Raw genomic sequence first — 22,356 nt, forward strand, 5'->3', positions numbered from 1 at the left:
GGGGGTTTCCACGGCGACATCGTAGACGCGGGAGGTGAGGATTTTGCGGGCGTAATGATTCAGCAAATCGCTGCTGACCGGACGGTGGACGAGCAACGGATTCATCGTGTGGTTCCCGTCGTATGCGCGGCGAAAAGCTGATTCGAGAAAGCGGTGAGCGAAGGGCGGATGCTGATCATGTCTGACTCCTTGGTTCGAGGTCTTGGGCCCGGGAGACAGAAAGAAAAAACCCGCCTCAAGGGCGGGTTCGGTGCAAGCGTCGGCTAACCCGCCATGACTGGAATGGCGGTAATAATTCGGCTGACGGCGTGCAGGAATGCGTTCATGGAGCGAAGACTAGGGTGAGCGAGACGCAGCCGTCAAGCGCCATTTGGCGACATCGTGCCCGCTTGCCTCCGACGATTGTTCAAGAAGCTTTCATGTTTCGTTCATCGGGGCACTTTAGGCTGATGCCTGTGGTCAGTGAAACCAGTCGCTGAACACGACCGCCAAGCACCGAAACGCATAGAACTGCCACGAGGGCATGAGCAATGGACGATTATCAGGAAGAACTGCTGGAGTATCAGGCGTACGAACTCGACCCGCTCGAACCTGCCGATGATGCGACAGAGCTGTAGGCAACAGCGATCGATTTGATCAGTCCGAATGACGTTGGCTACGGCGAAACTCTCCGGGAGTCTGACCGTTCCAGCGTTTGAAGGCCCGCTGAAACGCCTCGGCCGAGGCGAAGCCCAACAAGTAGGCTATTTCACCGAATGCCAGTTCCGTGTCGCGGATGTACGTCACGGCCAAATCCCGGCGCGTGTCATTGAGGATCGCACCAAAGCGCGTCCCTTCGTCGGCCAGTCGTCGCCGTAACGTCCAGGTCGGCAGCCTCAACCGCACCGCGACTTCCTGCAGGTCCGGCTCTCGCCCTCCGCTCAGCAAAGGCCCGAGGAGCTGAGTGATGCGCTCGCGCAGCGTGCGTGTGCGGGTCATGTGTTCCAGTTCCCGTTCGCACAGTTGCACCAGATGCCGCCAGGTGCTGGGGACGTGGTCAGGATTGCGCAGTGCCAGGCTGTGCAGGCTCAGGCGCAACTGATTGTTCGCTGCACCGAACCTCACCGGCTGCGAACTCAATCCGGCATATGCTTCGGCGTAGCTCGGGGCAGCGAATTCGATATCCACTTCTTCGGCGATGACCGGCGCGTGCGCCAAAGTCGATAACTGATGCAGCCATCCGCTGAGAATCGAATCGACGACGAAGCGGTTGTAATCGTTATAGGGGCTGATCGAGTAAAAGCGCAGCCAGGCGCCTCGTTGATCTTCCTGAAACGTTGACTGACCCCGGTAATTGGCACCGTACAACGCTTCGAAGCGAATCAGCGTGCGCGCCGCTTCTCGCACCGTTGGCGCTTGAGCAGCCGTGATGCCGGCAAGTCCGGCCTGGCTCATGTGGCTCGACTGGCCCATGTGCAAACCCAGCGACGCGGTGCCCGTCAGCTCGATGGCCGCGTGGCCCAGACGCATGTAGCGCGGGATGGAAAGACGCGCCCCGGCTTCGCCCAGGCGGGCGGCGTCGAGACCGTATTGTTCGAGCAGTGGCAGAGGGTCCTGGCCAAGCCCGCGCACGGCATCGGCAAGGCTGTGCACGAAGCCGACGGACAGGTCGCCCAGACGAACGCGAGGCAGGCTCATCGATCACAACCACAGGTTGATCAGGCGCGCCCCATGGCCGGGCTTGGCGCCCTTGGGCGCTGCGCTGATGGACTGTTCGGCGACGCTTTGACCACCCCGTGTCGCGAAGCTATGCCCGGTGCTGCCCTGATCCCAGAATTGTCCGCGCATGAAAACGCTGATACCGGCCTTGGCAGTGCTGATCGGGGCCAGTGTCAAACGGCGCCATGCCTCGCCTTGGGTCAATGGCTTCGGGCCCAGATCCAGGCCTTGGTGCTTGTCCCTGCGCCAGGGCTGCGTCCAACTGCCTCTTCCAGCGACAAAGGCCGGGACGGCGATCAATTCTGCACCTTCGGCGTTCAAGCGCAGGTAATTGTCGGGGTACCAGCTGTCGCTGCCGATGAGTGTCGCCAGGCGCCCGGCCGGGGTGTCGATGACATACAGCGGCGCGTCCTTGCCGGGCCGGATGTAGCCCTGCTGGTACCAACTGGGGAATAGCTGACGTTGCGGCTGGCCCAAAGGAAGGCCGTTGGGACCGAACACCAGGCTGCTGTTGTACAGCGCACCGGTGCCGATGATCAGCTTGTCGGCCTGGACCTTCGGACTGGGCAGGACGATGGAGCCCGCCACGAGCGTGACGCCGAATTCTCGCGCCAGGCCGCCGAACAGGCTCTGGTAATTTTCGGCCATGCTTCGGGCTTTCATGCGCAAACGAGCATCGTCGATACGGCTCTTGCCGCGGGCGTGCAGAACCGCATCGGTGAACAGCAGCGGGTTGCTGAAGGCCAGCCAATTCATCGCCTCGTCAATCGTCGCGGCTTGATAGAACTGGGACTTCTCGTCCACCGCGAACAGCCAGGTACCGATGTGTTCGGGCAGCACGACGATGGTCTTATCGGTAATCAGGCCATGCTCCCGTGCTTGCTGAAGGTAGGCCGCCAGCTTGCGATGCAAGCGCTTGACGCTCGAGTAGTCGGATGGAAAGAGTTCGGGCTGGATGCCCAGCAGGTTGCCGCGGTCGCCAGGCTGGCCGTCATTGACCACCACTTGAATGCGCAGGTCGGTGAGGTAGTGGCCAACGCGGCGCTTGCTCGTCCAGAGGCCGTAGCTGACGAGCAGAATCACCACCACGACAGCGGTGAGCGTGACGAGAACTTTGCGCATGGAGAGGTGGACGTTTGCCTTTGCGAACCAATGAACGATGACAGGTACGAAGGCTACGGCAAAACGGCACTCAATAGAAATGAATTGCACAGCCGGCGCGGGGAGGAGGGGTGGAGTGCGCGATCTGCGCGTTTAAACGGACTGCGTTTGCAGGGGAGGCCTGCAGCCCGGTCGTATGTTCAGGCCGACTCAAAGCCAGCCATTCGGGTGCCTCAGACCGATCGGGTGACCCCTCCGTCCACTCGCAGGTTCTGTCCGGTAATGTATGCAGCGCCTTCGGAGGCCAGGAACGCGATGGTGGCAGCGACTTCCTCGCTGGTCCCGTAACGCTTGAGCGGTACGCTGTCACGGCGCTCGTCGGTGCCGGGCAGGCTGTCGATCCAACCGGGCAAGACGTTGTTCATACGGATGTTGTCCGCCGCGTAGGTCTGCGTGAAGATCTTGGTGAACGACGCGAGACCTGCCCGAAACACCGCCGAGGTCGGAAACAGCTCGGTTGGCTCGAACGTCCAGGCAGACGAAATGTTGATGATCGAACCGCCTCCGTGTTGCTGCATGAGGGGGGTCACCAGGCGAGTGGCGCGAATCACGTTCAGCAGGTACACCTCCATGCCACGGTGCCAGTCTTCATCGCTGATTTCGAGAATGGGCGCACGTGGACCGTGGCCTGCGCTGTTGACCAGCACGTCGATGCGACCCCACTTATCAGTCACGGCCGAGACCAGGCGCCGGATGTCTTCGACGGACTGGTTGGAGCCGGTCACCCCTATGCCGTTCAACTCACGGGCCAGCGCTTCGCCTTTTCCAGATGACGACAGAATCCCCACGTTGAATCCATCGGCAGCCAGGCGCCGCGCGGCAGCGGCGCCCATCCCGCTGCCGCCTGCGATGACAAGAGCAACTTTAGGTTCGGCCATGTGCAAATCCTCTGTTGAATGAAAGCGCTCACGTTAGAAGACCCACCGCCAGCGCACTAGCGATGTTTTTTGTGCGAGGGTGTAGAAAAACTACATACTTGAGGCGATGTTCATTCCTTTGCGAGAGTGATGATTCGATGGAAGAAACCCGCCTGATGCGCAAAGGCCAAACCGTACTTGGCCAACTCGTCGCGTTTGAAGCCACCGCTAGGCTCGGCAGTTTTCGCGCGGCTGCAGATGAGTTGCACATCACCACCGGTGCGGTCGCGCAACAGGTGCGGTTGATGGAGCAGAAACTGGGCGTCGACCTGTTCGAGCGTTTGCCTCGCGGCACTCGGTTATGGCCTGAAGCGCAGGGCTTTCTGAGTAAGGTGCAACTGGCGCTCGATCTGGTCAACGATGCGACCCGCGAGCTTACCGCCCGCCGCTCGGGGACGCGAACGTTGACATTGAGTACGACAGGTGCGTTCGCCAGCCGTTGGCTGATCCCCAAGCTCGCCCATTTGAGCGAGGCAGAGCCTGCGCTGGCCGTGATGGTGGATGCCAGCAACGCAGCGCGGTCGCTGCACGGCAATGACGCCGTGGACATGGCGATTCGCTGGGGGACGCCGCCTTTTCCGGGTTGCCACGTCTATCCGTTGTTCCTGGGCAGCATCATTCCGGTCTGCGCGCCGGGTGTGAAACGCCAATACCGTTGGCAGACCCTGAACGACCTGACCGAGGATGCGCCACTGATCGCCGATTCCCACGAAAACTGGAGTAAATGGTTCGCCGCCCGCGGCGTGACCAGCTCATCGACCGTGCAGCGCTTTTCCCAGACCAGCCTGGCCATCGAAGCCGCCGAACGCGGGTTGGGCATTGCCCTGGCGCCTGAAGTGCTGGTTACCGGGGCCTTGGCGGGAGGCGGTCTGGTCAGGGCTCTGGACGAAGATGAGGTAATGGATACTGACGCGGGCTTCTATTTGCTCACAGCAAGGGAGCCGGACGCCGATTCGGACCTCGGCAAAGTGGTGGAGTGGTTGTTGGGGAATTCCGAGCGAGCGGCACCGGGATGATCGATCAGGCTGCATTTCAGCACACGCGATGAATCACACTTGACACCTGTGCATTTACACATATGATGAGCGCCATGAATACCTTACTGGATGTGGACTTTTGTCACTGCTTCGCGGCCAGGCGCCATGCGCGTCTGTTGACGCGATTGTATGACCGTCACTTGGCCGAGGTGGGACTGTCGATTTCGCAGTTCTCGATCCTGGCAGTGATCAATGAGCGGCCTGAGATTTTCATCGCTGAGCTGGCGGACGTGATGGTCATGGAGCGTACGACCCTGGTACGAGCACTCAAGCCGCTTCAGACCGAGGGACTTTTGATCAGCGACGCCTCGGGGCCACGCGGCGCGCTTCGGCTTTCACTGTCTGCAAAAGGGCACGCGACACTCGAAAAGGCCCAGCCTCTGTGGCGTGCCGCCCAAGAGGAACGTGAAGCCCAAGTGGGTGTCGATCAAGCGATCGCATTGCGGGATTCGATTCTCGGCCAAGGCACATGACCCTTTTTTTGATCGTTAATGTGCAATTGCACATTAACAGTTCGCCGTTCTGCACGAAGGCATTCGTTCGTTGCGATGCCCCGAGCGTCTTCGAAAACCTTCCCTCCACAGGAGAATCACCATGCAACCACGCAGCTATCTGATCACCGCCGCCACCGGCAAAACCGGCGTCTACGTCGTTCGTCAATTATTGGCCGAGGGGCACCGGGTGCGCGCGTTCGTCCACAGCGACGATCAACGCAGTGACGACTTGCGCCAGGCAGGGGCCGAAATCGTTGTCGGTGATTTGCTTGAGCACGATGACATCATCAAAGCCATGGAGGGGATGAACGGTGCTTACCTGTGCTACCCCGTGCGGGAGGGGTATATCCAGGTGACGGCCAATCTGGCGGACGCGGCGCGGCGTGCCGGCGTTGAGGTGGTGGTGGAAATGTCGCAGATTTCCGCGAGGGATGACGCCAAGAGCCACGCTGCGCGTAACCACTGGCTGGCGGAGCGTGTGCTCGATTGGTCGGGCGTGCCCACCGTGCATATTCGCCCCACGTTCTTTGCCGAATGGCTCACGTTCCCTTGGGTGCGTGACCCCATCGTCAATGACAACAAACTGACGTTACCCTACGGCGCAGGTCGGCACGCCCCCATCGCCGCTCAGGACCAAGCACGACTGATCGTCAGCGTCCTGACCCATCCCGCTCCCCACATCGGTAAGACCTACACCTTGTGCGGGCCCGTTGAAATGGACCATGGGCAAATCGCTGAGGAACTCAGCGCAGTACTGGGCCGCACCATCAGCTACGCCCCATCCACCCTCGACGAATATCGGGCGCACTTGAAATCCTACGGTCTGCCCGAGTTCCTGATTCAGCATTTCATCGAGGTCGCCATCGATTATCAGAACGGAATCTTCGAGGGCGAGGACGGCGTGATCGCCCAGATTACCGGGCAAGCTCCGCAAACCGTGAAGGCATTCCTTCAGGCCAACCTCAACGCGTTCCAATGAGCGCGGGACGGGGCTGTGGAGGAGGAGGGGGAAATCACTCCACCGCCTCGACCACGCCTTGGTCCTCCCCCAGGAAACCGCCGCTCTGGTGCTTCCAGAGTTGCGCGTAGGTCCCGTTTCGTTCGAGCAGCTCGGCGTGGGTGCCCTGCTCGATGATGCGCCCATCATCCATGACAATCAGTCGGTCCATGGCCGCGATGGTGGAGAGGCGGTGGGCGATCGCAATGACGGTCTTGCCCTGCATCATTTCATCGAGGCTTTCTTGAATGGCCACCTCGACTTCCGAGTCCAGTGCGCTGGTCGCTTCATCCAGCAACAGAATGGGCGCGTTCTTGAGCATCACCCGCGCGATGGCAATCCTCTGGCGTTGCCCGCCCGACAGCTTGATACCACGCTCACCCACCAACGTGTCATAGCCGGTGTGCCCTTGCCGGTCACTGAGCTGCTGGATGAAGGCATCGGCCTGAGCGTCAACCGCGGCGCGGCGAATCTGCTCTTCGGTGGCGTCCGGACGGCCGTAGGCAATGTTGTCGCGAATGGAGCGGTGCAGCAGCGACGTGTCCTGGGTCACCATGCCGATCACGCTGCGCAGGCTGTCTTGAGTGACATGGGCCACGTTCTGTCCATCAATGCGAATTTCGCCCTTGTCCACGTCATAAAAGCGCAGCAGCAGGTTGATCAGTGTGGACTTGCCGGCACCTGAGCGACCGACCAGCCCAACCTTTTCGCCGGGGCGGATGTGCAGGCTCAGATCGTCCAGCACCTGCCGTTCACCGCTGTAGTTGAAGCTCACGTGATCGAAGGTTACGGCGCCACCCGAGGGGATCAACACGCTCGCGTTGGCAGCGTCCTGCACCTTGGGACTGCGGGTCAGGGTTTCGATGCCGTCCTGCACGGTGCCGATGTTCTCGAACAAGGAGGTCATCTGCCACATGATCCAGTGCGACATGCCGTTGATGCGCAGTGCCATGGCGGTGACCGCGGCCACCGCGCCGGTGCCGATGGCCTCCTGGTGCCACAGCCACAACGCGTAGCCACCCGCGCCGATGATCAGCGCCACCACCAATGCCTGGTTGACGATTTCGAACTGACTGACCAGGCGCATCTGGCGGAAGCCGGTTTGCTTGAAGTCCTCCATTGCAGCCCGAGCGAACTGCGCTTCGCGTTTGGAGTGGGAAAACAGCTTGACCGTCGTGATGTTGGTGTAGGCGTCCGAGACACGGCCCGTCATCGACGAGCGCGCGTTGGCTTGCTCCTGGCCCACTTTGCCCAGGCGCGGCACGAAGTAGGCCATGGCCAGACCGAAGAGCGCGATCCAGGCCAGGAACGGCAGCATCAGTTTCGGGGCGAACCCACCGGCCAGCGCGATGATCGCGATGAAATACACACCGATGCCGGGCGCGATTTCGATGAGGGTGAATAGCACCTCCCGCACGGCCAGCGCGGTTTGCATGACCTTGGTGGTGACTCGGCCGGAAAACTCATCGGAAAAGAACGAAAGGCTCTGGCGCAGCATCAGACGATGGAAGTCCCAGCGCAGCCGCAACGGAAGATTGATGGCCAGCACTTGGTGCTGGACCATGGTGCGCAGCGCAACCAGCCCGATGCTGGTCAGCAATACGACGCCAACGCCCCATAATACGTGGCTCTCCTGCGCTGCCCCATCGTTCCCCGCTTTCCACGCCCCGAGCAGGTCCACGATCTGACCGAGGAACGAGAAAAGCCAGGCTTCGTAAATGGACACACTGGCGCTGAGCAGCGCCAACGCCAGGACATAACGCCGCGCGCCACGGGTGCAGGCCCAGAGGAACCGGACGAGGCCTTCCGGAGGGGGCGGCACTTCATCCGGCGGGAAAGGGTCTAGCCATCGTTCGAAAGCGCGAAGCATGCAAGTCTCCATGAATGTCGGAATGCTGCGATTCTGCCATTGAACGGTTGGGCCTCACATCTTCCTGTGCGTTCCCGGTATGACGATGCCGCGCGCAGCCATTGCGGTGTCGAGCCGGTCACACTTGGCGTGTAAAAAAAACGGAACCTGCCCGCTGCTCAAGCTTCCTATCTGTTGTTCAGTGGTGTCACGGCATTCGCCGTGACGGCAAGCACAGAGAGCACTTGCATGAGCGATATCCGAATCGGCATATCGGGCTGGCGCTATGTGCCGTGGCGCAAGGATTTCTATCCTGAGGGGCTGGCTCAGAAAAACGAACTCAAATTCGCCTCCAGAGCGGTGAACAGCATTGAAATCAATGGCTCGTTCTATTCTCTGCAGTCGCCGGACCTGTATGCCCGCTGGTACGCCGATACGCCCGAGGGATTCGTCTTCAGCCTGAAGGCGCCTCGCTACATCACCCACGTCAAGCGGTTGAAGGACATCGACGAAGCGCTCGCCAACTTTTTTGCCTCCGGAATTTTTCAGCTCAAGGAAAAGATGGGCCCGATCCTCTGGCAATTTCCACCCAGCTTCAAATTCGATCCCGAGGGTTTCGAAGCCTTTCTCCACGCTTTGCCCCACGACGGCAAAGCCGCCAAAGCCTGTGCCAAACACTGCGCCGAGCGCATGGAGAAAGCCGGTTACCTCGACATTCCGGCCAAGGCCCGGGTGCGGCATGCGGTGGAGATTCGTCATGAAAGCTTCGCGGCCCCGGAATTCATCCGGTTGCTACGTCGCCACAAGGTGGCGTTGGTCACCGCCGACACGGCAGGCAAATGGCCGTACCTGGAAGACCTGACCAGCGATTTCGTTTACTTGCGTCTGCACGGCGACAAGCAACTGTACGCCAGCGGTTATACCGCTTCGGCACTCAAACGTTGGGGCGATCGCATTGATTCATGGCGCCGCGGGGAGCAGCCCGAGGACGCCCATCTGGCCTGCGACAAGCTGGGGCGGTCACGAAAATCCCGAGACGTTTACTGTTATTTCGACAACGACATTAAAGTTCGCGCGCCCTACGACGCCCGCCAGTTGCTGGAGCGTTTCGGCTTGGCCGCAGGTCTGGAAGTGGCCCCCGGCGATCTAAAAGGAGCCCAGCTGTGACCTCTGTCCTGACCCCCGAAGAGATTCTGGGCCGACGGCAGGCCGCCTCGACCCAGACCACGTTGCATGTGTTGACCATGAACATGCACATGGGCTTCGGCTTCCTGAACCGCCGTTTCATCCTGCCCGAGTTGCGGGACGCCGTGCGCAATGTTTCGGCTGACGTGGTGTTTCTCCAAGAGGTTCATGGCGAGCAGCAGAACCATGCCCAGCGCGTCAAGGACTGGCCGACCACCTCGCAATACGAATTTCTCGCCGACAGCATGTGGAGTGATTTCGCCTACGGTCGTAACGCGGTGTACCCCCACGGGCATCACGGCAATGCGCTGCTGTCCAAATACCCCATCGTGCGGCATGAAAATCTGGATATCTCGATTCTCGGTACCGAAGAGCGAGGCCTTCTCCATTGTGTTCTGGACGTACCGCGCTTCGGCGAAGTCCATGCCATCTGCGTCCACCTGGGCCTCAAGGAAGTGCACCGCCAGCAGCAATTGGCGTTGCTGGCGGATGTGGTCGCTAGCCTTCCAGGTGATGCCCCTGTGATCATCGCCGGGGATTTCAACGACTGGCGCCTCAAGGCCGACGCGGCGCTGAGCTCGACCGGGCTGCGTGAAGTGTTCGTCGAGGCCTTCGGGGCTCCGGCCAAGAGTTTCCCCGCCCGCTTTCCGCTGCTTCGTCTGGACAGGATTTATGTTCGCAACGCTCAGACCCGGGCACCCAGGGTGCTTTCCAACCGGCCCTGGTCCCATTTGTCCGATCATGCGCCGCTGGCGGTGGAGGTGACGTTATGAAGGCATTCAACAACCGGTATGGGGTCTGGCAGGACGGCAACGCCGTCGAGCTGCTGATCAACGGTGAAGATTTCTTTACCAAGGTATTCGAGTGCATACGTGCTGCGCAGCAGGAAGTGTTGATCGAAACCTTCATCATCTTCGAGGACCGGGTCGGCGAAGGGCTGCAGCAAGCGGTCATCGAAGCCGCAAACCGTGGCGTACGTGTGGTGATCACGGTGGACGACTATGGCACCAGCGACCTCAGCACGGCATTCGTCCAAGCCATGATCACCGCAGGCGTGCAGATTCAGTTGTTCGACCCGCGCCCCAAGTTCATGGGCATGCGCACCAATCTGTTCCGCCGCTTGCACCGCAAGGTGGTGGTCATCGATGGCGAGCTGGCGTTCATGGGCGGCATCAACTACAGCGTCGATCACATGGCAGACACCGGGATCACGGCCAAGCAAGATTACGCGGTACTGGTTCGCGGGCCGATCGTTGCGGACATCTACCGCTCCACCTTGCAAATGCTGGGGCCGGTCCTGCGCACATCGTTCACGCCGCTGAATGTCGTGACCCGGCGAGCGGGAAGCGCGCGGATGCTGTTCGCCGAACGGGACAACGACCGCCACACCACCGACATCGAAGAGCAATACCTGCAAGCCATGCGCAACGCGAATCAGCGCATCACCATCGCCAATGCCTATTTTTTTCCCAGCTACCGGTTTTTGCGGGAACTGCGCAATGCCGCACGGCGTGGGGTGAAAGTGACGCTCATTCTGCAAGGCCAGCCGGACATGCCTTTCGTCCGCGTCTGTTCGCGCTTGACCTACACCTGGCTGCTGCGCGAAGGCGTTGTCATCCACGAGTACAAGCAGCGGGCATTGCACGGCAAGGTGGCGCTGATCGATCAGGAGTGGTCGACGGTGGGTTCCAGCAACCTCGACCCGCTGAGTCTGGCACTGAACCTGGAAGCCAATCTGTTCATTCGCGACCGCGCCCTCAACCAGCAGTTGCATGAGCACCTCCAGGAGTTGGCGGCAACCCAGAGCAAACAGGCCAGCCTCAAGGGCCTGGCGAAGGGGCAGTGGTGGCGAGCGCCCATGATTTTCCTGAGCTTCCACTTCCTGCGCCATTTCCCGGCAATCGCAGGGCTGTTCCCGGTGCACGGCCCGCGTCTGAAACCGCTTCGCCCACCGGAAGTCATGCCCGGCGCTGAAACCCTCACGCGCGAACTGTCGGCTGATCAGGAGAGATTGTCATGAGCGGAGTATCCCATGCGTCGCCACGTGAGGTGCCAGCCGAGGCCTCACCCAAATCGAAGGTCTGGCTGAAATGGGCCAAGCGCGTCGTGACCCTGTTTTTCTTCATCGCCGTCCCGGTGATGCTGTTCCTGCTGGTCAAAAACCTGGACTGGAACGAGGTGACCCATGCGCTGGCGTCTTACAAAGCCAGTACCTTGGCATTGGGGTTCGTGGTCGCGGCGGGCAGCTATTTGACCTATTGCGGCTTCGACGTACTTGCCCGGCGTTACACGGCGCACAAGCTATCCATCAAGCAAATCGTCCCCGTGACCTTCGTCTGTTACGCCTTCAACCTGAACCTCAGTTCCTGGGTGGGCGGTATTGCCCTGCGGTATCGGTTGTATTCTCGCCTGGGACTGGACGTGCCGACCATCACGCGGATTCTCAGTCTGAGCCTCATCACCAACTGGTTGGGGTACATGTTGCTGGCTGGGTTTGTGTTCGCCGGCGGATTCATCGACCTGCCTGAGGGCTGGAAGATCGGTGACACCACCTTGCAGTTGATCGGCGTGCTGTTGCTGGTGGTGTGTTTCGGCTATTTCCTCGCCTGTCGCTTTTCCAAGCGGCGGACCTGGACGATTCGCAAGCAGCAACTGGTGCTGCCGTCGCTGAACCAGGCATTGCGGCAGGCGCTTCTGGGGGCGTTGAACTGGGGCCTGATGGCCTTGCTGATTTACATCTTGCTGCCGGAAAAGGCGTTTTATCCGGCCGTACTGGGCATTCTGCTGATCAGCAGCATTGCGGGGGTGATTGCTCACATCCCGGCGGGGCTCGGGGTGCTGGAAACGGTGTTCATTACTCTGATGCAGCATCAGTTCACCAAAGGGCAACTGCTTGCGGCGCTGATTGGCTATCGGGTGATCTATTTTCTGATTCCGCTAGTGCTGGCGGTCATCGTGTACCTGATACTCGAGAAGCGTGCCAAGGCGCTGCGCCGTCAGAACGAGGCGCAACGCGTCTAGAACCCCTGATCAGCGCTGGCCGGGCCGCCGGGAGCAGCATTGCCACCGACGGCTTGGCCCATTCATTGTCATTCGCGCCCGGCGAACACCCGCACCGCGTCTACCGCATCGTTGGTTCCGCTGCTGATCTGAACGATGGCCGTTCCGGCCTGATCCGCGAGGTCGACCCCTTTGACCGCGTTGGCACGAGTGTTGTCCATGCTGACGATGGCTTGGCGGGTTTCGGTCTGGATCAGTTGGATCATTTCGGAAATTTCCTGCGTCGAACGGCTGGTCCGCCCGGCCAATTGCCGAACCTCATCGGCGACCACCGCAAATCCCCGGCCTTGATCCCCCGCGCGGGCCGCTTCAATGGCGGCGTTCAGGGCCAGCAGATTGGTCTGGTCGGCGATGCTGTGGATGGTGTTGACGATGGCTGTGATCTGCTCCGAGCGTTCGCCCAGTTGGCCGATGATCCGTGACGAATCTTCGATGTTGCGCGAAATCTGGCGCATTTCGCTGGCCGCCTCCTGAATCACTTGAGTGCCTTGCTCGGCGACTTTCTGGGTGCGCACCGAAATGTGATAGGCCTGCGCCGCGCTGTGGGCGTCCTGTTCATGTTTCTCGATGCGCGAGGTCACATCGGAAGCAAATTTGACCACCTTGCTGAGTTTGCCGCAGGCGTCGTACACGGGGTTGTAGGAAGCTTCCAGCCAGAGGGTCTGGCCGTGCTTGGCGACGCGCTTGAACTGACCGCTGAAAAATTCGCCTTTGTTCAGACGGCGCCAGAAGTCCTGGTAGTCGCTGCTACTGGTCAATTCAGCGGGGCAGAGCAGGCGATGGTGCTTGCCCAACAGCTCTTGACGGCTGTAGCCCAGCAGGCGCAGCAGGTTATCGTTGGCGGCGATGATGCGGCCGTCCAGATCGAACTCGATGACCGCCATGGCTCGGTCGATGGCTTGCAGCTTGTTGCGCGATTCGCTCTCGGCCTGCAGCTTGGCGGTCACGTCGGCAGCATATTTCACGACCTTGACCACATTGCCGTTGGTGTCGCGCACGGGGTTGTAGCTGGCTTCCAGCCAGACCGTGCTGCCATCGCCTGCCACCCGTTGAAAGGTCGCGGACACGAACTCGCCATTGCGCAGCCGCGACCAAAGCTGCGTGTACTCGTTGCTACGCACATATTCGGGGGTACAGAACACGCGGTGCTCTTTGCCAATCACCTGTTCTGGGCGATAACGCATGACTTTGAAGAAGTTGTCGTTGGCCGTGAGCACGACGCCGTTGAGGTCGAACTCGATGCTTGCCATTGAGCGGCCGATGGCTTCCAACAGGCTGGCCTGATGGGAGACGGTCAGTTGCAGCTCCTGAATGACTTTGTTCTTTTGCGAGTCGAAAAACATGATGGCAGCCCAGAGAGATGAAACAACGATGAATCCTGTTCCATGGTCTCCAGGGCGTGTGTCAATGCCCAGTTGCCTGTTCCTTCTGCAGTGCAGAGATCATCACAAAGGTGATATCAAAAAGCTACAAGTAAGGTTGTACAGCTCGTCGGTTTTGTACAATATTTTTCAACTCGTCAAAAAAAAGCGTGGGGCAAATGACCCACGCTTTCCTGGCGATTCAGCAATCGGGCTACGGCATTACCGGGGGAATGTAGGCGAGGGTGGTGCCCAAGGCCCACAGCAGGAACAGCACCAGCGGCGTGTGCACCAGCAGTTGTACGAAGGAGAAGCCGATCAGGTCTCGCGCCTTGAGCCCCAACACGCCCAACAGCGGCAGCATGTAGAAGGGGTTGATCAGGTTCGGCAGCGCTTCGGCGGCGTTGTAGATCTGCACCGCCCAGCCCAGGTGATATTTCAAGTCATTCGCCACTTGCATCACATAGGGGGCTTCGATGATCCATTTGCCGCCACCAGACGGGATGAAGAAGCCGAGTATCGCCGAATACACGCCCATCAACAGCGCATAGGTATCGTGGGAGGCGATGCTGGTGAAGAACGTCGAAATATGGTGCGCGACGGTCTGCGCGTCGCCGCCTTTGACGGTGGTGAGCAGGGCCGCGATTGAGCCATACAGCGGGAATTGGATCAGCACGCCTGTGGTGGTGGGTACCGCCCGAGCGACAGCGTCCAGGAAACTGCGGGGACGCCAGTGCAGCAGGGCACCGACCATGATGAACAGGAAGTTGTAGGTGTTCAGACCCGAAATCGCTGTGATCGCCGGCTTGGTGGTGAATTCGTTGTACAACCAGCCGGACGCCAGCACGACCATCAGAATGATCAGCAGCGGGCTGTATTCGAGCCACTCACCCGGGCGCGTGCGTGCAGGCAGGGGCGGCAGGCTGAAGGCCGGATCGACGCCACATGCCTCGGCGTCGCGGGCATTGGCAGGCCCCGGCGCGGTGGCATAGGCCACGACGATGGAAATCACCACCAGGGCCAGCAGCATGATCCCCGACTGCCAGAGAAAGATGGTCTGGGTGAACGGAATCATCCCGGTGATCGCCAGAATCGACGGTGGCAGGCTGGCCGGGTTGGCCTGCAACTGCGCGGCCGACGACGACAGCCCCAGTGCCCAGACGGCGCCCAGGCCGAGGTAGGCCGCGGCACCCGCCGCCCGATAATCCATCTTCAGGTCGGTGCGACGCGCCAGCGCCCGCACCAGCAGCCCGCCGAATACCAGGGACAGGCCCCAGTTGAGCAGCGAAGCCACCATGGAGATCAGCGCGACCCAGGCGACGGCCGAGCGGCCGTTTTTCGGAAGGCGTGCCAGGCGATCGATCAGCTTGACGGCAGGCGGCGAGCTGGCGACGACGTAGCCGCCGATGACCACGAAGGCCATTTGCATGGTGAAAGGGATCAGACTCCAGAACCCGTCGCCGAAGGCCTTGGCGGTGTCGGCGGGTTTTGCACCGATGGCCAGGGTGGCGAGCGTGACGATCACCACGGCCAGTGCGGCGAACACCCAGGAATCCGGGAACCAGCGCTCGGCCCATTTGGCGCAGCGCAGGGCAAATCGTGCGGAGCGGCTTTCTTCGATATCGGCGGCCACGTGTGTTTCCTCTTGGAGTTATTGTTGGATGCTATTGAGATAGCTGTTTTTTTGTCGGCAGTGACGCAAGAAAAAGTGCAGCGCTAGATACGGCAAAGCCCCTTCATTGCTGAAAGGGGCAGGGTGGCATGGCGGTGTAGCATGGCTTGACCCGTTACCTGTAAGGGCGCGCCTGCTCGCGGTGCGATTATCCAGACACTGCGTGGGTGGCTGGACGGGCCACATCGCGGGCAGGCGCGCGCCTACAGGCGTACGGGGTGATGCCCCTAGAACGTCATTTCGACCACATCGTCCGGCACGATCAGCTTTCCGGCGGTCTTGGCGACGATTTCTTCGATGCTCACGCCCGGCGCGGTTTCGCGCAGGATGAAGGCGCCGTTCTCGATCTCGAGGTAGGCCAGGTCGGTGAGCACTTTCTTGATGCATCCGGCGCCGGTCAGCGGCAGGCTGCAGCGGGGCAGCAGTTTCGACTCGCCGTCTTTGGAAGCGTGGGTCATGGTGACGATGATGTTGTCGGCACCGGCCACCAGGTCCATGGCACCGCCCATGCCTTTGACCAGCTTGCCCGGAATCATCCACGAGGCGATGTTGCCTTCGACGTCGACTTCGAAAGCGCCCAGTACCGTCAGGTCGACATGGCCGCCCCGGATCATGGCGAATGACTCGGCCGAGGAGAAAATGGAAGCACCGATGCGCGCGGTCACGGTTTGTTTGCCGGCGTTGATCATGTCGGCGTCGATGGTGTCCTCGGTGGGAAACGCACCCATACCGAGCAGGCCGTTCTCCGATTGCAGCATCACATCGATGCCGTCGGGAACGTAGTTGGCCACCAGCGTCGGAATGCCAATGCCCAGGTTCACGTAAAAGCCGTCTTGCAGTTCGCGCGCCACGCGCTGTGCCATTTGTTCGCGGGAAAGTGCCATGGTTCGAGTCTCTTTTATTCTGTTCGGTGGCCCATGTCGGATGGGGTTGGCGTCAGGCCTTTCTGACGGTGCGCTGCTCGATGCGCTTCTCGAAAGTGCCCAGGATCACGCGGTCCACGTAGATGCCCGGCGTGTGGATTTCGGTCGGCAGCAGCACGCCCGGTTCGACGATTTCCTCGACTTCGACCACGGTGATTTTGCCCGCGGTGGCGGCGACCGGGTTGAAGTTCTGCGCGGTGTGGCGATAGACCACGTTGCCGAAGTGGTCGGCTTTCCATCCTTTGATGATGGCGAAATCACCGGTGATGGCTTCTTCCAGGATCACGTTGCGGCCATTGAACTGGCGGGTTTCCTTGCCCTCTGCGACCGGCGTGCCGTAACCGGTGGCCGTATAGAAGGCGGGGATACCGGCACCGCCAGCGCGCATTTTTTCCGCAAGGGTGCCCTGGGGCGTGAGTTCGACTTCCAGCTCGCCTTTGAGCAACTGCTCTTCGAACAGTTTGTTCTCCCCGACGTAGGAGGCGATCATTTTCCGGATCTGCCGGTCTTCCAGCAGAATGCCCAGACCGAAACCGTCCACGCCGCAGTTGTTGGACACAACCGTCAGGCCTTTCACGCCCATGCGCTTGATATGCGCGATGAGGTTTTCCGGAATACCGCACAGGCCGAACCCCCCGGCCAATACAGTCATGTTATCGGTCAGCCCGGCGAGGGCTTCTTCGTACGTTGCGACGCGTTTGTCGAGTCCGGCCATGGTGTTCATCCCGCTTCGTTGTAGTTGTGCCTGGCCACCCGGTGATTCCGGCTGCCGGAGAGCGTTGATGGCATCTTCACCCGTGCTCAGTGATTTGTTAATTTTGTTTTTTTCATGAATTGATAAGTAAATCCAATATATGAACGTGAAGCAGCTCCGCGCCTTTCTTGCAGTGGCCCAATGCCTGAGTTTTGCCCAGGCGGGTGAGCGGCTGCACCTTTCGCAACCGGCGCTGAGCCTGACCATCAAGGCGCTGGAAGATGACTTGGGGGGGCAGTTGCTTACCCGCACGACCCGCAATGTCAGCCTCACCCCGGAAGGTGAGGCGCTGCTGCCCCTGGCTCGGCAGTTGCTGGCCGACTGGGATAACGCCGAAGAGGTGCTGCGCCAGCGGTTCACCTTGCAGATGGGCAAAGTGTCGATCGCAGCCATGCCGTCCTTCGCCGGGAGCCTGTTACCGGTCGCGCTCAAGGTGTTTCGCGAGCGTTACCCGCGGGTCAACGTAGCGGTTCACGATGTGATCAACGAGCAGGTGCTGGAGATGGTCGACCACCGACGGGTCGAACTGGGGATTGGATTCGAGCCCGAATCGAACAACAACCTGCTGTTCACGCCGTTTTATCTGGACCGTTTCGTGGCGGTGGTGCCTGTGGATTCTGCGCTTGCCGAGCGTGAGGTGGTGACCTGGGACGAGTTGCTGCACCACGATTTCATCACCCTGCAACGGCCCTCGGCAGTGCGTCTGTTGCTGGAGCAGGACCTACAGCGCCAGCACGGCAAGCTGTCCGTGGCTTTTGAAAGTCATCAGTTGTCGACGGTCGGCAGGATGGTCGCCAACGGTCTGGGCGTCAGCGCGGTGCCGTCTCTGTGCATTCGGCAGATGGAGGAGTTGGGAGCGCGCTGCGTTGCGTTGGACGGGCCGCGAATCGAGCGACAGATCGGGTTGATGACCCTGGCAGACCACAAGTTATCCGCGGCCGCGCAGGCATTGAGGGATGTGTTGATTGAGTGTGCGAAGCCAGTCCCCGCAGTACGTTGAAGTTCGTAGCGGCCATGACCCAGCAGCACGCCGCTCATCGCCTAACGCCGTATTCATGTAGATGAATGCATGAATACAAGGGCTTTTCAGCCATTTTTCATGAAAAAATCGCTGCGGCATTCGGTCGCATCCGGTATCGTTCGGGCGCCTGAAACAAATTGTTTCAGAGAATCCTTCAATAAGAATCGAACGAAAAGGGGTTACGCTTGGATCTTTCGTCTGCTGCGTGGGTGTTCCATGACACCCGCCTGATCATCTGCTGCCTGGTCGCCATTGCCACAATCATCGTGCTGATCAGCGCTACCAAACTCCCACCCTTTCTGTCGATCCTGGTGGGGACATTCATCGCAGGGATAGGTGCGGGGCTGCCCGCGGAGGCGGTAGCGAAAGCGTTCAGCAAGGGCGCTGGCGGGCTTCTTGGCGAGGCGGGGATCATCATTGCACTTGGGGCGATGCTGGGTGCGCTGATGGCCGAGTCCGGCGCGGCGGACCGCATTGCCTCGACATTGCTCGGCCTGGGCAAGGGCAAGACCCTGCCTTGGGTCATGGCCATGGTGGCGATGATCATCGGCCTGCCGCTGTTCTTCGAAGTGGGGCTGGTGATGATGGTGCCCATCATTTTCGTGATGGCGCGTCAGTCCAATCTGCCGCTGTTGAAAATCGCCATCCCTGCATTGGCGGGGATGACCACCCTGCATGCCTTGATGCCACCCCACCCGGGGCCACTGATCGCGGTCAGCGCCTTGCACGCCGACCTGGGCCTGACCATGTTGCTGGGCATTTGCATCGCGGTGCCGGCGGTGATTCTGGCCGGCCCTCTGTACGGCAACTGGCTGTCCAAACGGCTGCATATCGAAGCACCGGCGGAGCTGGACGAACTGTTTTCGGCCCAATCGAAAGTCGCCCGTCAGCCCAGCTTCGGTGTGTCGTTGCTGATCATCCTGCTGCCGGTCATCCTCATGCTGGGCAGCACGCTGGCCAAGGTCGCCATGGAGCCCGAAAGCAACGTCGCCCTGACCCTGAAGTTCCTCGGCGAACCGTTGGTTGCGCTGGGTATTGCGGTTCTCGCAGCGACCGTGTGCCTGGGCTGGGCCAACGGCATCTCCCGTGAGCAGGTGGGCACGACCCTGCGTAAAAGCCTGGCGCCGATCGCGGTGTTGCTGCTGACCATCGGCGCAGGCGGCGGCCTCAAGCAGACGCTGCTGGACGCGGGCGTCAGCCAGACGATCAGTAAAGCGGCGGAAGGGGCGCACATGCCTTATCTGTTGCTGGCATGGCTGATCGCGGTCGCATTGCGCCAGGCCACCGGGTCAGCCACTGTCGCGACCACCACCACGGCGGGCATTCTGGCGCCGATGATGGCAGGCCTGGCGCCGGTCGAGGCCTCCCTGGTTGCACTGGTGATTGGTGCCGGTTCGGTGTTTTTCTGCCACGTCAATGACGCAGGGTTCTGGATGGTGCGCGAGTACTTCGGCCTGCAACTCAAGCAGACGCTGTGGGTGTGGTCGGTGCTGCAGACCATCGTGTCGGTGGTGGGCCTGATCGGCACGTCGCTGTTGTGGCACTGGCTGGTTTAGTCCAGCGATACCCGTATGGGTAGGAGCGCGCTTGCCCGCGATTGCGTTGTACCAGAAGCCATTAGGGTGAATGACAAGGCAATCGCGGGCAAGCGCTCCTACCGTGTTCATGAACGTCATATCTTTCACTGCCAATAGCCACTATCGAGACGACTGATTTCTGCTGGAAAGCCCCGGCGCGTAGCCTTGGCTCCATTCCAGAAACGAGCCGAATGGAGGCTCCCATGAACCGTCTTCTCGCCCTCGCCCTCGTGTTCTCCGTCGCTGTCGTGTCCGGCTGTGCTGCTGGCAATCACCCTGAGCTGCGGCCTTACACCGCTGAAGAGACCCACCAGTTGGCCCTCGAAGACCTCAACCGTCGCGGCCTGTCCTACGACGACTATCAAGCGCGCAAAGCGCAGTTGATGGCCGAGCCTCAGATGCAGCAAGCCCACGAATTCGACACCCGTGGCGAGGTCAACGCCGAGATCAGCACCCCGTCGAAAGCACGCCAAGGCTGAGCTGTTTCGGCTGAAGGGGGAAACGATTCATTGCCTCGCCAAGGCGGGGTCGCAGGCAAAGAACAGGCTGAACACGGTCACGCCGTCCTGGCTGACGACACGGCAATGACCGCCATGCAATTTCATGATCGACGCCACGATAGACAGCCCCAGGCCACTGCGCTCCGATGAGTGTTGGCGCGAGGTGTCGGCGCGGTAGAACCGGTCGAACAGCCGCTGCAGCACGGGCGCCGGGATGGTTTCGCCCAGGTTGCTCACCCGCACCACGCTGTATTGCGTTTCGCGCTCGACCTCGATCCGAACCTCGCTGTCCGCCTGCGCATGCCGCACCGCATTGGAAACGAGATTGGCCAGCGCGCGACGGAACAGACTGACGTCCGCTCGCAAGGTCCCTTCACCGCGCCACGTCAAGCGCAGACCGCGCTCCTCCGTCAGGTCTTCGAAGTAGCTGCCGATGCGCGCCAGCTCCCGCGCAACGTCGATGTCGATACGTTCGATGGCTTCTTCCGCATGCTCGGTTCGGGCCAGGAACAGCATGCTGTCGATCATCTTCGAGAGACGCTGCAATTCCTCGTAGTTCGAACCCAGCAGTCGCTGGTAATAATCCATGTCACGCGCCTTGCCCAAGCCGACTTCAATCTGGCCGAGCAGGTTGCCAATCGGCGTGCGCAGGTCGTGAGCCATGTCGGCGCTGACCTGCTTCAGGTCGGTGAAGCCACGTTCGAGCCGGGCGAGCATCGCATTGAACTGGCCGATGACGGCGTCCAATTCCTGCGGCGTATCTTGCCGGTCGATGCGGCTGGAAAGCGTGCCCACCCCGATGGCGGCGGTCTGTTCGGCCAGCCGGCGCAGGGGCGTCATGCTGCGCCGCGCCAGAAAGAAGGCCAGCAGGGCGATCAGGCCTGCGGTCAGGCTGGAAAGCGTCAGTATGTCGTTGCGATAACCGGCGAGAATCTGCGCCCGCTCGGTGAGCATGCGCCCGGAGGTCACCTTCAACGGCATTTGGTCAGTGTGGGTCCTGACATGGGCGGCCATGTAGATGAACGGCGTACCATCCACGCCACGGCCGTGATGGACCTGCTGCAGAGACAGTGGCGTCTCGGCGTCCACAGGGTCGACCTCGGGCACTTCGCGGTCACCGGGGTTGACGGTGATCAGTGGCGTACCGTCTTGGGTCTGCACGATGAGCAAGGATTCGGAATTGCCCAGCATGTTTCCGAAGAGGCGGGGTTTGTCGCGCACCAGTTCGCGGGCATCGCTGTCTTGCAGCAGGGTACGAATCTGATCGACCCGGGTCACCAGCGCCGCGTCGTCACTCAGAGAGAGTTGTGCGCGGAGCCCGAAATACAGAGCCGAGCCCAGAATGGCCATCGCGCCGAAGGCAAAGCACGCCAACAACAGCGTCAGGCGCACCGTCAGCGAGAGTCGTCTCATGGCTCGTGCTCGAAGCGATACCCCACGCCATGCACGGTATGGATCAGGCGGGTGGGAAAGGGGTCGTCGATCTTCTGGCGCAAGCGCCTGACGGCGACGTCGACCACATTGGTGTCGCTGTCGAAATTCATGTCCCAGACCAGTGAGGCCAGCAGGCTGCGCGGCAAGACTTCGTCGCGGCGTTGGATGAAGCACATCAGCAGGCTGAATTCCTTGTTGGTCAGGTTCAGGCGCTGTCCGCCCCGGATCACCCGGCGTTTGGCGATATCCACCTGCAGGTCGCCGATCTCCAAGGTTTCAACGGGCCGCTCCGTCTGACCCCGGCGCAGGATAATGCGGATTCGGGCCAGCAGTTCGGCGAAGGAAAACGGCTTGACCAGGTACTCGTCGGCACCCAGGCCCAGCCCGCGCAGGCGGTCCTCCAGCGTGCCGCGGGCACTGAGAAACAGCACGGGCGTCTGTTGGCGGCTGCCCAGCTTCTCCATGACGGTCCAGCCGTCCATTTCCGGGAGCATGACATCCAGCAAAATGAGGTCGTACTGTGACTCCCGCGCCATGTGCAAGCCGTCGATGCCATTGTCGGCGTGGTCAACGACGTACCCGGCTTCGGTCAGCCCTGCGCGCAGGTAGGAGGCGGTCTTGTGTTCGTCCTCGATGATCAGAATGTTCATAAACGCGACGCGCGAGCCTCGGCAAACGAGAGAGGGCCGGGTCAGGGTGCCCGGCCAGTCAACTCA

General features: G+C 60.8%; 20 protein-coding genes. 10 read left to right on the forward strand and 10 right to left on the reverse strand.

Annotated elements, in window-relative coordinates; genetic code table 11:
• Positions 1 to 636: 636 nt before the first annotated feature.
• From N5D61_RS24820 to N5D61_RS24830, 3 genes are all read right to left on the reverse strand, one after another.
• Entirely contained in the window at positions 637 to 1,677 is a 1,041-nt protein-coding gene (locus N5D61_RS24820; RefSeq protein WP_279894565.1) for an AraC family transcriptional regulator, read from the reverse strand.
• A 3-nt stretch (positions 1,678 to 1,680) separates the two neighbouring features.
• The gene (locus N5D61_RS24825) at positions 1,681 to 2,820 is read right to left on the reverse strand and encodes a carbon-nitrogen hydrolase family protein (RefSeq protein WP_279894566.1); all 1,140 of its coding nucleotides are present in this window, start codon (positions 2,818 to 2,820) and stop codon (positions 1,681 to 1,683) included.
• A 212-nt stretch (positions 2,821 to 3,032) separates the two neighbouring features.
• Entirely contained in the window at positions 3,033 to 3,737 is a 705-nt protein-coding gene (locus tag N5D61_RS24830) for an SDR family oxidoreductase (RefSeq protein ID WP_279894567.1), read from the reverse strand.
• 137 nt (positions 3,738 to 3,874) lie between these two features.
• On the opposite strand from N5D61_RS24830, the gene N5D61_RS24835 reads away from it, so the two are divergent.
• The 3 genes from N5D61_RS24835 to N5D61_RS24845 all read left to right on the forward strand — a co-directional run bounded on the left by N5D61_RS24835 (position 3,875) and on the right by N5D61_RS24845 (position 6,286).
• A complete protein-coding gene (locus tag N5D61_RS24835) occupies positions 3,875 to 4,792 on the forward strand; it encodes a LysR substrate-binding domain-containing protein (protein WP_158541438.1) in 918 nt (305 codons plus the stop codon).
• Between the two features lie 74 nt (positions 4,793 to 4,866).
• Positions 4,867 to 5,286: a MarR family winged helix-turn-helix transcriptional regulator gene (locus tag N5D61_RS24840; protein ID WP_279894568.1), complete on the forward strand. Its 420-nt coding sequence runs from the start codon at positions 4,867 to 4,869 to the stop codon at positions 5,284 to 5,286.
• A gap of 121 nt (positions 5,287 to 5,407) precedes the next feature.
• Positions 5,408 to 6,286 carry an NAD(P)H-binding protein gene (locus N5D61_RS24845; RefSeq protein WP_279894569.1) on the forward strand — a complete coding sequence of 293 codons (879 nt, stop codon included), beginning with the start codon at positions 5,408 to 5,410 and terminating at the stop codon, positions 6,284 to 6,286.
• A 34-nt stretch (positions 6,287 to 6,320) separates the two neighbouring features.
• Here N5D61_RS24845 and N5D61_RS24850 read toward each other — a convergent pair whose 3' ends face one another.
• Positions 6,321 to 8,174 (reverse strand): ABC transporter ATP-binding protein, encoded by a 1,854-nt coding sequence (locus N5D61_RS24850; RefSeq protein ID WP_279894570.1) that lies wholly within the window; start codon positions 8,172 to 8,174, stop codon positions 6,321 to 6,323.
• 228 nt (positions 8,175 to 8,402) lie between these two features.
• Here N5D61_RS24850 and N5D61_RS24855 point away from each other — a divergent pair, with 228 nt between their 5' ends.
• The 4 genes from N5D61_RS24855 to N5D61_RS24870 all read left to right on the forward strand — a co-directional run bounded on the left by N5D61_RS24855 (position 8,403) and on the right by N5D61_RS24870 (position 12,359).
• Positions 8,403 to 9,320, forward strand: coding sequence for a DUF72 domain-containing protein (locus N5D61_RS24855; RefSeq protein WP_279894571.1), 918 nt, complete (start codon positions 8,403 to 8,405; stop codon positions 9,318 to 9,320).
• A 77-nt stretch (positions 9,321 to 9,397) separates the two neighbouring features.
• Positions 9,398 to 10,111 (forward strand): endonuclease/exonuclease/phosphatase family protein, encoded by a 714-nt coding sequence (locus N5D61_RS24860; protein ID WP_347881587.1) that lies wholly within the window; start codon positions 9,398 to 9,400, stop codon positions 10,109 to 10,111.
• A complete protein-coding gene (gene clsB, locus N5D61_RS24865; protein ID WP_108237104.1) occupies positions 10,108 to 11,358 on the forward strand; it encodes a cardiolipin synthase ClsB in 1,251 nt (416 codons plus the stop codon). The genes N5D61_RS24860 and clsB overlap by 4 nt, the downstream gene beginning before the upstream one ends.
• On the forward strand, positions 11,355 to 12,359 hold the full coding sequence (locus tag N5D61_RS24870; RefSeq protein ID WP_279894572.1) for a lysylphosphatidylglycerol synthase domain-containing protein: 1,005 nt from the start codon (positions 11,355 to 11,357) through the stop codon (positions 12,357 to 12,359). The genes clsB and N5D61_RS24870 overlap by 4 nt, the downstream gene beginning before the upstream one ends.
• 68 nt (positions 12,360 to 12,427) lie before the next feature.
• Here the strand turns inward: N5D61_RS24870 and N5D61_RS24875 are convergent, their stop codons facing one another.
• The 4 genes from N5D61_RS24875 to N5D61_RS24890 form a co-directional block, all read right to left on the reverse strand.
• Complete coding sequence (locus tag N5D61_RS24875; protein WP_108237102.1) at positions 12,428 to 13,741, reverse strand: PAS domain-containing methyl-accepting chemotaxis protein; 1,314 nt, start codon at positions 13,739 to 13,741, stop codon at positions 12,428 to 12,430.
• 232 nt (positions 13,742 to 13,973) lie between these two features.
• Positions 13,974 to 15,392 (reverse strand): TIGR00366 family protein, encoded by a 1,419-nt coding sequence (locus tag N5D61_RS24880; protein WP_279894573.1) that lies wholly within the window; start codon positions 15,390 to 15,392, stop codon positions 13,974 to 13,976.
• A 266-nt stretch (positions 15,393 to 15,658) separates the two neighbouring features.
• Complete coding sequence (locus tag N5D61_RS24885) at positions 15,659 to 16,315, reverse strand: CoA transferase subunit B (protein ID WP_108237100.1); 657 nt, start codon at positions 16,313 to 16,315, stop codon at positions 15,659 to 15,661.
• Between the two features lie 52 nt (positions 16,316 to 16,367).
• The gene (locus N5D61_RS24890) at positions 16,368 to 17,069 is read right to left on the reverse strand and encodes a CoA transferase subunit A (RefSeq protein ID WP_108237308.1); all 702 of its coding nucleotides are present in this window, start codon (positions 17,067 to 17,069) and stop codon (positions 16,368 to 16,370) included.
• Positions 17,070 to 17,208: 139 nt separating this feature from the next.
• Between N5D61_RS24890 and N5D61_RS24895 the strand changes: the two genes are divergently transcribed.
• From N5D61_RS24895 to N5D61_RS24905, 3 genes are all read left to right on the forward strand, one after another.
• Entirely contained in the window at positions 17,209 to 18,108 is a 900-nt protein-coding gene (locus N5D61_RS24895; RefSeq protein WP_279894574.1) for a LysR family transcriptional regulator, read from the forward strand.
• A gap of 206 nt (positions 18,109 to 18,314) precedes the next feature.
• Complete coding sequence (locus N5D61_RS24900) at positions 18,315 to 19,685, forward strand: gluconate:H+ symporter (protein ID WP_279894575.1); 1,371 nt, start codon at positions 18,315 to 18,317, stop codon at positions 19,683 to 19,685.
• A 224-nt stretch (positions 19,686 to 19,909) separates the two neighbouring features.
• On the forward strand, positions 19,910 to 20,185 hold the full coding sequence (locus N5D61_RS24905; RefSeq protein WP_279894576.1) for a hypothetical protein: 276 nt from the start codon (positions 19,910 to 19,912) through the stop codon (positions 20,183 to 20,185).
• A 27-nt stretch (positions 20,186 to 20,212) separates the two neighbouring features.
• Here the strand turns inward: N5D61_RS24905 and N5D61_RS24910 are convergent, their stop codons facing one another.
• Positions 20,213 to 21,619 (reverse strand): heavy metal sensor histidine kinase, encoded by a 1,407-nt coding sequence (locus N5D61_RS24910; RefSeq protein WP_279894577.1) that lies wholly within the window; start codon positions 21,617 to 21,619, stop codon positions 20,213 to 20,215.
• A complete protein-coding gene (locus tag N5D61_RS24915; protein ID WP_108237095.1) occupies positions 21,616 to 22,290 on the reverse strand; it encodes a heavy metal response regulator transcription factor in 675 nt (224 codons plus the stop codon). The genes N5D61_RS24910 and N5D61_RS24915 overlap by 4 nt, the downstream gene beginning before the upstream one ends.
• Positions 22,291 to 22,356 lie beyond the last annotated feature (66 nt).

It is taken from the genome of Pseudomonas sp. GD03842 (assembly GCF_029841165.1).
Taxonomy (GTDB): Bacteria; Pseudomonadota; Gammaproteobacteria; order Pseudomonadales; family Pseudomonadaceae; genus Aquipseudomonas.